Genomic DNA, 13,916 nt, shown 5'->3' with positions numbered 1-13,916 from the left:
GAACAATGCACATTAATAGTAATAATATGGAAAAAGAAAGCCCGTTATTAAACGTACATAATAAGACGGAATACCCTCCGATGCACACGGCTGAACATATCCTGAACCGAACCATGGTGAACAGGTTCGGTTGTCCGCGCTCCCGGAATACGCATATCGAACGCAAAAAATCGAAATGCGACTATCAGCTCTCCTCTGCCCCGACAGACGAACAGATCGCAGAGATCGAACATAGCGTGAATGCCGTGATCGACCGGCATCTGCCTGTCACGAGTGAGTATATGTCGCACGAAGAAGCGGCGGCGCTTGTCGACCTGAGCAAGCTGCCCGAAGGCGTCTCCGAAACATTGCGCATTGTCCGCATCGGCGACTACGACGCCTGCGCCTGTATCGGACAACACGTATCGAACACCTCCGAAGTCGGCCATTTTAAAATCATTTCGCACGATTACGAAAACGGACGGCTTCGCATCCGGTTTAAATTGACATGACGCAGCTTGCAACAGCTGTCCGCCGCCCGTATCTCCTCCGTTCGCAGGCGTAAAAATATCGGCTGCCGGTTGTCGGTTGGTAATTATTTTATACCTTTGCACATCGCTTGGAAAAACAGGCGGATAAACATTCGCAACATTTAATATTCGATAAATTCAATCATTATGCAGACGATCGATTCCTTTAATTTTGCCGGAAAAAAGGCATTTGTACGGGTAGATTTCAATGTACCCTTAGACGAACAGTTCAACATTACGGACGATACGCGTATCCGTGCAGCGTTGCCTACCCTGAAGAAAATACTGAACGATGGCGGCAGCGTCATCATCGGATCACACTTGGGACGTCCCAAAGGCGTTACCGATAAATATTCGCTGAAACATATTCTGAAGCACGTATCCGACTTGCTCGGCGTTGATGTACAGTTTGCCAACGACTGCGTCGGTGAAGAAGCTAAAATCAAAGCTTCCGCCCTGCAACCGGGCGAAGCGCTGTTGCTTGAGAATCTGCGTTTCTATGCCGAAGAAGAAGGCAAGCCTCGCGGACTGGCCGATGATGCTTCCGAACAGGAGAAGGCGGCCGCCAAGAAGGCCGTGAAAGAAAGTCAGAAGAAATTTACCGAAACGCTGGCGTCTTATGCCGACGTATATGTGAACGACGCCTTCGGTACGGCCCATCGCGCGCATGCTTCAACGGCTTTGATGGCCGCTTATTTCGATGCCGATCATAAGTTGTTCGGCTATCTGATGGAAAAGGAAGTGGCTGCCGTAGAGAAAGTGCTTAACGACATCAACAGACCTTTTACCGCTATCATGGGAGGATCGAAAGTGTCGTCCAAGATCGAGGTGATCGAGAATTTGCTCAATAAAGTCGACAACCTGATTATCACCGGCGGAATGACCTATACGTTTATGAAAGCGCTGGGTGGGAAAATCGGAAAATCGATCTGCGAAGACGATAAGTTAGACCTCGCCCTCGAGCTGCTGGCCAAAGCCAAAGAGAAAGGCGTCAACCTCGTACTGGCCGAAGACTCGAAAATTGCCGACGATTTCAGCAATGACGCGAAAACAGCGTATGCCGCGAGCAATGAAATCCCCGACGGATGGGAAGGCATGGATATCGGACCTGAGACAGAGAAGAGATATGCGGAGGTGATCCGCGCTTCCAAAACGATCCTTTGGAACGGTCCGACCGGGGTGTTCGAATTTGAAAACTTTACGCACGGATCGCGCTCGGTAGCCGAAGCGATTGTCGAAGCCACGAAAAACGGCGCTTACTCGCTTATCGGAGGAGGCGACTCGGTGGCATGTATCAATAAATTCGGATTGGCCGACGGAGTGTCGTACGTATCGACCGGAGGCGGTGCACTGCTCGAAGCCATCGAAGGAAAAACCCTTCCTGGAATCGAAGCGATCCGCGGGTATTAAAAGGAGATTGACAGCACGGAGGTCGGCCATAACTGTGCACGGCGATGTGTCCTAACGGCCGACTCTCTTCGTTGCTTGCACGGAATCTTCCCTGCTTTTACGACATGAAACGGCAACACGATTTAACGCAGGGAGCGGTCTGGAAAGTTATCTTGACGTTTGCTTTTCCTCTGCTTGTCGGCAATCTTATTCAGCAAGTTTATAACCTTACCGACAGTGTGATCGTCGGGAGTTTTTTGGGCAAAGAGGCGCTGGCAGCCGTTTCGGCTTCGTTTTTCATTTACTATTTCATTATCTCCTTCGTGATCGGTATAGGAAGCGGTATCACAGTCATCGTTTCGCAATATTTCGGGGCGCGTCAGTACGACAAGGTACAGCGTGCTTTTTCATCGTTTTGCGGCTTCACGCTGATTGCCGGTATTTTTCTGTCGGTGTCCGGCATCGTGTTTACCGAAGATTTTTTTCGGCTGACCCGCACGCCTGAAGAGGTCATTCCGCAGGCCGTCCGCTATTTCCGCATCTATGCGGGCGGGACGGTGCTGTTTATTACGTTTCATAGCATGTCGTCCGTTTTGCGGAGTATGGGCGACTCGGCGCGTCCGATGATCTTCGTCCTCATCACCGCTGTGCTGAACATCCTGTTCGATTTGCTTTTTATTATCGGGTTCGGGTGGGAGATTGAAGGAGCTGCTCTTGCGACCGTCGCGGCACAAGGGGTTGGAGTGTGTATTGTATTAGCATACATACACCGGCGTCATCCGTTGCTCTCAATTCGTCGGAAAGATTGGGTCTTCGACGGGAAACTCTTTATGCAGGGGTTGCGTATCGGCATCCCGACGAGCATACAGCAAGTCTCCATCGCCATCGGGTTAGTGGCGCTTCTGGGCATTGTCAACAAGTTCGGTACGGATACGTTGACGGCCTACGGTGCGGCCGGAAAAGTAGATTCGTTCATCACGCAGGCGCTCCTGACCGTTTCCAGCGCTCTGGCTGCGTTTTGCGGACAGAACATCGGTGCGCAGCGATGGGACCGTGTGCGATCAGGTGTGCGCTTTGCCTTAACATTTAATTTGCTGTTTTGCGGTACCGTATTCGTCGCCGTGTATTTCTTCGGAAAAGAGATGATGCGCGCTTTTACACACGATGCCGACGTGATTGCCATCGGTTACGAATATCTCCTGATTCTCGGGAGTTTTCTGGCTGTTCACGGCGCGTTGGGGATCTTCAACGGCGCGATGCGTGGAGCTGGGGATACGCTCTTTGCCATGGTGACGGGTATCGTTACCTTCTGGCTGATCCGTATTCCGTTGGCTTACGGTTTGAGCCATGCGTGGGGACGTGTGGGAATCTGGTGGGCGATTGTATTGAGTATCTCACTCGGATTCGCCGCCACATATATATATTATCATACGGGGCGATGGAAAAAGAGGAGGGTCATTTCCTGACTCCCTCTCTCTCTTCTTATTGAAATGTCATCAGTTTGCTGAGATATTTCCCGATGATGTCGAACTCGAGGTTGACGACCGTTCCCTGCTCGATCTGCCCGAAGTTCGTATAATCGTGCGTATAGGGAATGATGGCTACCTCGAAACGGTTGGTCTGTGAGTTGCAGACGGTCAGACTGACGCCGTTCACGCAGACGGAGCCTTTCTCGACCGTCATGTATCCCTGTTTGGCCATGGCCGGATCAATTTCATATTCAAAGGCGTAGTACCAGCTTCCGTCGGCTTCCGTTACTTGTGTGCAGACTGCCGTCTGATCGACGTGCCCCTGCACGATGTGTCCGTCCAGCCGGCCGTTCATCAGCATGCTGCGCTCCAGATTCACCTTGTCGCCCACCTTGAGCAGCCCGAGGTTCGAACGTTCGAGCGTCTCTTTGATCGCCGTCACGGTGTAGCTTTCCGGCGTTTTCTTCACTACGGTCAGGCACACCCCGTTGTGCGAGATGCTCTGATCGATCTTCAACTCGTCGACAAACGAGCAATGCAGTGTCAGATGCAGGTTGCCCCTGTCCTGCTCCAGCGCAACAACGGTTGCGGCCTCTTCTACGATTCCTGAAAACATAAGGTATGGGATGATTATTTTTGTTGTTCCAACTGCAACGTTTTCGTCGGCTCATCGCATACGCTCGACGGACCGAAGTATTGTATCGGGCCCGGGTAGACATAGTCCGTGCTCAAAGCCCACTCTTCGCGATGTGCGGCATACGCCTTGAACGGAGCGCCTTCGAGTTTGACGAGCGCTTTCTGGATCACCGGTTTCATTTCGCCGTGACGGCGTTCCATGTTCATCATCATCGTCACCGGAATACCGCCGGCAATCCATTTGTCGGCCGGTGCGGTCGTATTGCGTACCGACGACATATAGCCCGTTTTACCCGCATGAATCAGGCAGGCGGCCGCGTATCCGAGCGAGTAGCAATAGTCGGCGTCGTAGTTCGACGGGGCGGCGCAACGCCCTTCGTAACCGAAGAAGTGCATCTGGGTGGCGAACTTGCCGGTATATTTGCCTTCCGCTTTCCATTCGGCCAGACGGTTGCCTACCATCTCAGCCAGCAGCTTCTCGGTTTCGATGAGCGATACCTGTACGTTGCCGTGCGGGTCGCGCTCGAGGGTGAGCTGGCGGGCTACGCCTTCGGGCAGGCTGGCGTACAGCTCGGAGTTCTCTTTCGTCAGCTTCGCGATGATATAGCTGCGCTGCTCGCTCTTCTTGATCATCTTGAACTCCGTTTCATGCTTGGCAAGGAAGTCGTTCAGTTCGGCGATCAGCCGTTTCATGGCCGGAATAAATTCGACCAGTCCTTCGGGGATCAGCACCGTCCCGAAGTTGTTGCCGGCCTCCGAGCGTTTGAGCACAACGGTTGCGATCTGGTTCACGATATCGTCGAGCGTCTGGTTTCTGGCTTCCACTTCTTCCGAGATGATGCAAACGTTCGGGTGCGTTTGCAGGGCGCATTCCAAAGCGATATGCGAAGCCGAGCGTCCCATCAGTTTGATGAAGTGCCAGTATTTGCGCGCCGAATTGCAGTCGCGCTGGATATTTCCGATTACTTCCGAATAGACCTTGCATGCCGTATCGAAGCCGAACGACGTTTCTACCTGCTCGTTTTTCAAATCGCCGTCGATCGTTTTCGGGCAGCCGATCACCTGCACGCCGGCTCCGATCGATTTGTAATATTCCGCCAGTACGCAGGCATTCGTATTCGAGTCGTCGCCGCCGATAATCACGAGCGCCTTAATGTTGAGCTTTTTCAGAATCTCCAGCCCTTTGTCGAACTGTTCTTTCTGTTCCAGCTTCGTACGTCCTGATCCGATCATGTCGAATCCTCCCGTATTACGGTAATCGTCGATGATACCGGCTGTCAGTTCCATATATTTATGCTCGATCAGACCGCCCGGACCCAAGATGAATCCGTACAGGCGGGAATCTTTATTCCCCGATTTCAGTCCGTCAAACAGTCCGGCAATCACGTTGTGACCGCCCGGCGCCTGTCCTCCCGACAATATCACGCCGACGTTGATCGGCGGCATCGCTTTCTTTTCGTTGCTTTTCTCAAAAGTCACAACCGGCATGCCGTACGTATTCGGGAACAGTTTCTTGATCTCTTCCTGATTGGCTACCGATTCGGTGTACTCGCCGTCTACGGCCTTTACGGCTCCTCGCAGGGCGGTGGGCATCTTGGGAACATAGTGTGCCCGCTCAATTTGTAATGCGCTCTTTGTCATGATGTATTGTTTTTTTATAAATCTTTTTGTCTCTTGTTTTTGCGTCCGCAAAGATAATATTTTTCCGCAAACCTCATACCGCAACGCCCGGCCTTTTTCGCACCGTTTATTTGTGTATGTCCTCATTTTTAATGGGGTTAAAACTGCTTTCTTTAGTTATATTTAACTATAAAAATTAGTTTTGAAACTAAATTATCTCGTTATTTGTAGTCGTAATTTGAACAGGAGGATAGACGTATGCATAAGTTAACAGCAAAAGAAGAAGAATTAATGCTCTTTTTTTGGGAAAGAGGAGCGTTGTTTGTCAGGGAGATACTCAATTTTTATCCGGATCCGAAGCCCCATTTTAATACCCTTTCGACCATTGTCCGGGGGTTGGAAGAAAAAGGGTTTCTGGCGCATAAGACGTTCGGGAATACCTATCAGTACTACGCCGTCATCAGTAAGGAGGAGCACCGGCGCGGTACGTTACGGGGTGTCATCCGTAAATATTTCGATAATTCGTATTTGCACGCCGTTTCGTCGCTTGTGCAGAGCGAAAATATCTCTGTCGAAGAATTGAAGGCTTTGATCCGCGAAGTGGAAAAAAACTCACCGCCCGCAGGCGATAAATCTTGATGTGTCATGGGAGCATTCTTTTCTTATTCGTTGCAATCGGCGTTATGTCTGGCGGTATTCTATTTGTTTTACACAGTGGTGCTAAGCCGTGAAACGTTTCATCGGCTCAATCGCTGCATGCTGCTTTTCATCATGGCGCTGTCGTGGATAATACCGTTATTCGCCGGAGCGTTGTCGTTCCGTACAGGCGCGGAGGTCGTGCCGGAAATGCTCGTTGAGCAACCGCTCGCAACTCTTACCGCGGGAGGCGCCGCGGCATCGTTATATCTGTCTGTCTGGCAGTCTGTCTTTGTGCCGGTCTTTACGTTATATCTCGTCGGCATCGCCTTTTGCGTACTTTATCAGGCTTTGTCTTACTTACGGTTATGGCGATTGCTCTCTAAAGGGAAACACGCGGCGTTGGATAATGATATCCGGCTGATTTTGCATACCGACACGAGCATGGCTCCGTTCAGTTGGATGAAGTATATTGTGCTTTCCGAAGATGATTATACCGAAGACGGCGCCGCGATCATCGCGCACGAAACAGCGCATATCCGCCTCCACCACTCGTGGGATCTGATGGCTGCACATGTTTTCGTTATCCTGCAATGGTTCAACCCCTTCGCATGGCTGCTGTACCGCGACTTGCGGAATACGCACGAATATGAGGCCGACAAATCCGTCCTCGACGAAGGGTTCGAAGCGCAACATTATCAATTATTGCTTATAAAAAAAGCCGTCGGCACACGACTCTACTCTATGGCCAACGGCTATAATCACAGTAATAACCTCAAAAAACGTATCACTATGATGTTACAAAAAAAATCGAATGCATGGGCACGGTTGAAGTACGCGCTTGTACTCCCGTTGGCAGCTACGACGGTTGTTGCCTTCGCCCGCCCGGAAATCTCACGTCCGTTCGACGAGATTTCGAGTGTCAAAGTTAGCTATTTTGCTCCGACCGCCCAACCCGTCGAAGCAAAAAGTGTAGAAAAAGTCGTTGTTCCGCCTCGACAGGAAGTGGCCGTACCCGTTGAAACGGTAGCGGAAACACCGCCCGCTCCTCGTGAAACGAAAGCGCCTGCCGCTAAACCTAAGCCTGCGCCGACAACACCCGAAGATACCGTGGTGTTTATGGTAGTGGAACAAATGCCTGAATTTCCGGGTGGACAGGGTGAACTGATGAAATATATTGCTCAGAATATCAAGTATCCGGTCAAAGCCATTGAGAAAAAAATGGAAGGACGGGTTGTCGTCTCGTTTGTTGTAAGCTGCGATGGAAGCCTTCGGGATTTTCAGGTTGTAAGAAGTGTTGATCCGGATTTGGATGCGGAAGCGATCAGGGTGCTTAAATTGATGCCGAATTGGAAACCCGGGAAGCAGAGAGGAAAAAATGTGTCAGTAAAATATACTCTTCCGATTAATTTCAGTCTTTCGGCGAAAAAAGACTCGCTTCAAACGAAATAAGGTTTCGTTTGTTTCAAGAAGTGATAGGAGCCGCCTCGCAACGTTGGGATTGCGGGGCGGCTTTTTCTTTGCGGATACTGCCAATATCATTCGTTTGGTTGATGATCACCTGGATCGGAGTGAACTACCTGCCTGCGGCGCAAGGAAGCATTCACGTGTATTAAATAAGATAGATTATTTTTTAATTTTCAAAAATAAGTAATAAATTTGCCCCCGGATAATAAATAAAATAAAACGAAAGAACGTGTGAGAGTTTCGATGAAATCAAGCATATCGGTCGTGCAATGCTACATGCTTGTACGCCGTTTCGGTGTGCGGATAGGTGAAAGTAATCTTACCGTAACGGAACTCAATTATAAAGATAATACGCGTACGGAAAAACAGCAAGCCGGATATTCCGTATATCTTGTGAATAATACTATTACCGATAGAAATGAACTATAAAATAAAGTCAAACAATTAAATTTTTAGCTTATGAAAAGAAAAGTAACAAGTAGTGTATCAAAACTTATGCTCGCAGCTTTTCTCCTTGCTGCAAGTAGCGGAGGGATAGCGTGGGGGCAGGCGTATATTAGTGGCCCTGCTGGAGTGCAAAATACTTTCGGAGCAGGCGAGAGTGCCAGGCTAAATAACGGTGCAGTCATTTTTCCCGGAGGAGGAACGTGGACTGGAAGCGAAATAGAGATCGCTACCGGTAGTGGTAATATTGTCATAAATTCATATAACGCAGGAGGACGTTATACGGATTATACGAATAAGTGGACTGGAAACTGGAGCGGTAGTGGAAATGGCCGATGTAATTCTCCTTGGCCTGATTGGACAGGAGGTGTTAACTGGAACGGGCCGACAGCTCAGATAACTCCTGATTATACGGACCCGTGTAATTCAAGTCATACACATTCTCATCCGAGTGATGGAACGAGTGATCCATATACTTCCAATCAGAGGGGAGCAACAGATGATGGCGTTGCTTTGGTACAGACAAACGGATCACAGATTATTGACGATGGTACATATAACTCAAGAGGAAATGCCAAAACGTCTGGAGGAGGGCTTACTGACTATCAGAGACCTACCACGATTGCCATTGAGGGAAATACGACGATCGATAAAATCACTATCGGAGACTTGAGGTGGTATTATAAGACGATCGAAGTAACAACGCAACAAGTAGAACCACTTACCGGCTGTAGGCTTAGTCAAAATTGTAGTGATCAATGGCATTCTGGTCATCCTGATCATTATACTTGGGATGCTTCTGCTACCTATCACAAGCATCAACATAAGTCACATTCCTGGAACAGGGTACAAACTCTAATAGGTACCACCTTCCTTGACGCCGGCGTGTTGATATTAAATGGTGCAGAGGTTTGTGTAAACCATAATATCAGCGACAACACAAACAATGGAATTGGTGCACAATCAAGTTTTGCAACGAGTAGTACAGAAGGAGTCTTAATCTGGCCCGAGTCCGGACGTTTTACTTTGCGGGTAGGAGAAAATTTTGGCAAAATATCATTGGCTCATAAAGATAACCCTGGAAACTTGGATCATGGAAACCCCTATTTTACACAGTCACAATTCAACAATTTACCTGTGCAGAACAAAACGAATGGAAATATGTATCTTGACAAAGGTTCCGGTACAGAATACTCTTTCTTAAATACAGCGAATTTACCATTGTCTTATTACACCAATATACATGCTTTGTATGATAAAACCCCTGTCAGCCTGTTAGGGGTAAAAGGGAACTATGATGAAGATAATGCAATCATACATACATCCTCGACCGGAACTGATAATCACAAAGGGGTGATTGAAGTAGGTAGTAGAACTACCGGACAGCAGCGTTTCAAGGTTTATTCCGGCGGTGTTATCAAGAACTATTCCACAACGGCATGCAACGGTGAAGCGTGCGCAGGGGTCTTTTTCAAATCGGGCAATGTCCCCGAGTTTATAATCAAAGGGACGGAGCCTTTGTATATCCTGAACGACGGAAACTGTTGCGAGGCAGCTATTACTTTTTTTAATGGGGGAACTGCAGCTCTCGTTTCGGCTGTGCAGGGAGCAAACGCAACGGGAGACTTGTTGATCCGTGCACATGGAGAAGTAAGGATTCAAGATAATGCAGACTTCGATGCAACGGCCAAGAACAATAACGTTTCTATTCTCTCCGATCAATCACATATCTCGACAAAGGCTTTCGGCTACACAGCCGCAGGCGCAAGCGACTTAGGGCATCTTACATTGTGGGCAAAAGGAGATACATTTATCATCAACACACCGAATAATTGCGGAGGTTATGTGTCCATTGAAGGGAACTTAACTACAACCAGTACTTCCACTGGTAGCACATGGCAGACGCTTACAGATGCCGTACAACGAAACAGTGGAAAGCTTGCACGCCGGACAAACTGCAGTTCTTTCGGAGAAGAAATGGCAGCACGTGCACCAAGTGCCTTGGAGACCGGAGTGCAGACCCGTATCCAGTCTGACCGAGATTATGTAAAGGTTACTGGAGATTTCAAGCATATCGGTCAAAATGGCGGTTTGTTTGTTCAAGGTGCAGGAAAGGTAACTGTAAATGGAAAAACGGAAATTGATTTTAAAACAAAAGATGGAATTGGCGATGCCGTGATCCAGTCTAAGAATTCGTCGGTGTGGTTCAACAATGAATTTTCTTACACAGGCAATGTCACCACCGATCTTTTCATCGATGGCGAGAAGGGCGTAACCTTCAACAGCGTCAGCGGCCCTTCGACAATCGACTATACGCAAGGTACTGATCCATCAGCGCACATTGGTATCCAATCTAATGCCGGAACGATCGCGTTTAAAAACAAAGCGTTCACCTTTAAGAGCAAATCTACCGGAGAAACGCAGCTTTGGGCAGGTGCTAATATCACAAGCACGGACAATGCTCCGTTGCTGTTTGAGTATACGGTGAGAAATGATGGTCAAAACATCGACTGGTATGCCGGACGAGACATCGATTTGTCAGGCACACTCACCTTCAAGCATGATGACGCCAAGGATCACACCGGCTTTATCAAGCTGCGTGCCAATGCGAACGAAGCGGAGCTTTGGAATCACAATTCCACAGATCCTACCGGCCGGCCGGGAGCCGGTATCTGCCCGGAGATATGCGATCATAGTGATAATGGAATACATGGCAACATCTATCTCCGGAACGATGTGAAGGTTAATTATTGGGGTAAAGAAAACGTATGGATGGCCGCTAACCACGATATACATATTCAGCGGAATTACACCCACGTGGCCGGAGGAGCCGGACAGGATCCTCAGGGCTTTACGCGCTTCGTGGCCGGAAATGACATTGTAACGGGTAAAATCGGTGATCCGAACAGCACTTTCAGCTATTTACATGTGGGAGAAAAAGGCGAAAGAATCAGACACTTTGATATGAAGGCAGGTCATGATATTATCACGCATAACCATGTAAAGATCGGTTACAACGCAGCGACAGATGATGCGTTTAATACCACCTTGTTTGCCTGCAATGACATTGATATCCGCAACTCATTCTGGTATGCCGATAGCTCTACTACGAACAAGGGCAAATGGACGCGCTTGTATGCGAATCGAGACATCCTGTCAAACCAAACCTGTTTGAACTATGGCGCTCCGATTAACTTCTACACGCCGGATAACACGAAGACCGAATGGAATGTCGGTCGGAACATTATTACCGGTGATACGGTGAACTTCCGTTATGGAAATACGCAGAAAAAAGTCAGCAACCTGTCACTTGTAGCACAAGGCGGTAATATCGAGATGAGGCGCTGGACAAATATCAATTACGATAGCGACAGCTTGATTTTAATTTCGGCCGAAAGGAATAAGGATTACAGTGTAGCTAAAGCAGCAGGTTTGACTGCTAACGGCCATAAGTCGAATGGCGGATCGCCTGATAATGCTCGCTTCATACACGACGGTCATATCTATTCCAACGATTCACTGAAGATCACGCGAACAAATGACGAAGATGGAAAGACAGGAATCTACGCCGATTACCATATCCGTACGGCGATGGTGAACATTCTGGATAGTTCGGCAATGAATAAGAACAATACGGCTATAGAATCTCACCTCGGCGATATCTGGTTGGGATACAGCGTGTCGCCTTATCCATGCCCTACGCCGGGACAAACAACGCTCGGATACGATATCAACCGGTTTATATATAAGAATTTAGGTAGTACCAATAATCAATCGTTATTAATCCGCGCCGGTTATCAGGATCAGAGCAATACCACTCGTTATGGCGGCGGTAATATCTACGTGGCACAAATGAAGAATGAACTGACGACGGGAGGTACCACAGATACGGAAATATCCATCCCGTTCTCGAACGAATACTTATGTGGTAGCACGTGGAGTCCCGACTTCCTGTATAACCGCAAGGATAGCTCGATGATGATGTATGAACACGCAGGTATTATCTTCGGATTGGGACGCTGCGGTGAAGACAAAAACATCGACAAGTATGCTCCGGCTCAGAATCTGGCTTCAGGAAATAAAGTAACGAAGACCAGCCTGATTTATCGTGGTAACAAGGGCAATCTGAAGGTCGATGCCGGTACGCGCGGGAATATTATCTTGAACAAAGGCGGCTTGATCAATTTCCAGGATCCGCAGAATACGGGTAACGTGACGTTCCGTACGCGCTTCGGCGATATCGATATGCGCGATCCGTTCAATGCGGACTCGATTGCGGGTAGCCTGCTGTTCCTGGCTCAAACCGAAAATCTCAGCGACCTCTCGAAAGTAGGTTACTGCGGATGCGAAGAAGAACGTAATAATGTATACCTGCAAGACTTCCAGTATAAAGCACACGGCGCCAGCGGTAGCATCTTTGTAGGCGCCGACAATAACATCAAGCTGAACTACGGTGGTCTGCAGAATAAAGGCACGCGATACGATCCGTTCCTGAGCACCGACTATCTGGCTTGTCCGGACAGCAGCGTGGCTAAAATCGGCTCCGGATATCAGAGAGGCGGCGGGTGCGGCCCCATGTATCACTGCGATATGCACGACTCGGTGAACCAGGCGCGCAACCTGATCCTGAACTTCTATCAAGACAGTACGAATACGGATATTACGAGCGGCGGTTTTGCAGCTGTGGCATCAGACTATATCGATGTATATAAGAGTTTGATTTACAAGGGTGGTAACGGATCAGGAATGAGTGCGGTGCCCGGTGCGGGTACACTGCATGGCGAAAGTGTGGCAGGCTACGGCCTCTATATGAAGACCCAGGCGAACAAAAACAACTGGAATACGAATATCTTCAAAAACTATCCGAAGTGCCCCATGGGGTGTTCCGGCTTTGAATGTAACGGCGGCTTCCTGCATATGATATCGCGCATGACATTCCATGCCGACGCACGTATCTATGCACATAACCAGAGAGTATATCTCGGTTCTCCGGTAATCGAATCTTTCGGCCCGATGGTGCTCAACACCGATTCGATGTCTGGCGGCCGTACGGAGATCGTTATCCAGACAGACAGCCTGATCCTGCACGACAGCTTGGTCGTGAAAGGAAAGAAATTAAGATACCGTTCGTGGAGCGGGCTGAAGAACGACCGCCCGATCATAAAATTCGGATATATGCGCCGTACACCTCCGTTCACGGAATATACGAAGAACGTTTGTGGGGCAGACCTTGACGTTTGCGAGCCGTGCCACGATTATATTCGCGGCAGCAAAGATCCGGTGCATATGCTTGATACCATTACGATCAAATTTGAAGAGGGTGCCTACCTGGAACGCCTCAATTCGGTAGTCTTCGATCATACCGTGCTGACCTTCCTTACCGACTCGTTCGATCATGTACAGGGTCCTCCGGTGGAACATGCGAGAATTTATGTCGATACGCTCAGAGTACGTAATCAGGTGGATTTGTATGCCGATGCAAAACACGAGCGCGACGCACATTTCGAGCTGATTTCGGAAGAGCAGATGTCGTCGAAGAAGTATGCCGGAGTGTATACCCGCCATTACCATATGGAGCCGGTCGGCGCCTGCGGACGCAATTACAGCGAGCTCTGGCTCTCGGACGACCTGGCGCTCGACGTGATCACGACCTCTACCTTCGGAGGATTCGGATACCAGCATTCCGATGTGCATGTAGAGAACATGGCTCATCTGAATCCGGGCTTTACCTCATTGCGTCTGCGCG

Annotated in this window: 9 protein-coding genes and 1 pseudogene; 8 read left to right on the top strand and 2 right to left on the bottom strand. The window is 49.0% G+C overall.

Annotated elements, in window-relative coordinates:
- Window positions 1–26: 26 nt before the first annotated feature.
- The 3 genes from Tanf_RS08960 (at window position 27) to Tanf_RS08950 (ending at window position 3,364) form a co-directional block, all read left to right on the top strand.
- On the top strand, window positions 27–491 hold the full coding sequence (locus Tanf_RS08960; RefSeq protein ID WP_046825631.1) for an alanyl-tRNA editing protein: 465 nt from the start codon (window positions 27–29) through the stop codon (window positions 489–491).
- Window positions 492–656: 165 nt separating this feature from the next.
- The gene (locus tag Tanf_RS08955) at window positions 657–1,919 is read left to right on the top strand and encodes a phosphoglycerate kinase (RefSeq protein ID WP_014223696.1); all 1,263 of its coding nucleotides are present in this window, start codon (window positions 657–659) and stop codon (window positions 1,917–1,919) included.
- Window positions 1,920–2,023: 104 nt separating this feature from the next.
- A complete protein-coding gene (locus Tanf_RS08950; RefSeq protein WP_046825630.1) occupies window positions 2,024–3,364 on the top strand; it encodes an MATE family efflux transporter in 1,341 nt (446 codons plus the stop codon).
- Between the two features lie 16 nt (window positions 3,365–3,380).
- Here the strand turns inward: Tanf_RS08950 and Tanf_RS08945 are convergent, their stop codons facing one another.
- Complete coding sequence (locus Tanf_RS08945) at window positions 3,381–3,983, bottom strand: riboflavin synthase (protein WP_014223698.1); 603 nt, start codon at window positions 3,981–3,983, stop codon at window positions 3,381–3,383.
- A gap of 14 nt (window positions 3,984–3,997) precedes the next feature.
- Window positions 3,998–5,644 (bottom strand): diphosphate--fructose-6-phosphate 1-phosphotransferase, encoded by a 1,647-nt coding sequence (locus Tanf_RS08940; RefSeq protein WP_046825668.1) that lies wholly within the window; start codon window positions 5,642–5,644, stop codon window positions 3,998–4,000.
- 237 nt (window positions 5,645–5,881) lie between these two features.
- On the opposite strand from Tanf_RS08940, the gene Tanf_RS08935 reads away from it, so the two are divergent.
- The 5 genes and pseudogenes from Tanf_RS08935 to Tanf_RS08920 form a co-directional block, all read left to right on the top strand.
- On the top strand, window positions 5,882–6,262 hold the full coding sequence (locus tag Tanf_RS08935; protein ID WP_046825629.1) for a BlaI/MecI/CopY family transcriptional regulator: 381 nt from the start codon (window positions 5,882–5,884) through the stop codon (window positions 6,260–6,262).
- A gap of 6 nt (window positions 6,263–6,268) precedes the next feature.
- A complete protein-coding gene (locus tag Tanf_RS08930) occupies window positions 6,269–7,711 on the top strand; it encodes a M56 family metallopeptidase (RefSeq protein ID WP_052449065.1) in 1,443 nt (480 codons plus the stop codon).
- Window positions 7,712–7,776: 65 nt separating this feature from the next.
- Window positions 7,777–7,875: pseudogene (locus Tanf_RS16465) on the top strand (cytochrome C assembly protein); the annotation flags it as partial.
- Window positions 7,876–7,957: 82 nt separating this feature from the next.
- Window positions 7,958–8,155: a hypothetical protein gene (locus Tanf_RS08925; protein WP_060827150.1), complete on the top strand. Its 198-nt coding sequence runs from the start codon at window positions 7,958–7,960 to the stop codon at window positions 8,153–8,155.
- Between the two features lie 30 nt (window positions 8,156–8,185).
- Window positions 8,186–13,916 (top strand): hypothetical protein (locus Tanf_RS08920; protein WP_152652242.1); only part of this gene is annotated, 5,731 nt, incomplete at its 3' end.

It is taken from the genome of Tannerella forsythia (assembly GCF_001006485.1).
GTDB lineage: Bacteria > Bacteroidota > Bacteroidia > Bacteroidales > Tannerellaceae > Tannerella > Tannerella forsythia.
This window is presented reverse-complemented; position numbering and strand designations above follow the sequence as displayed.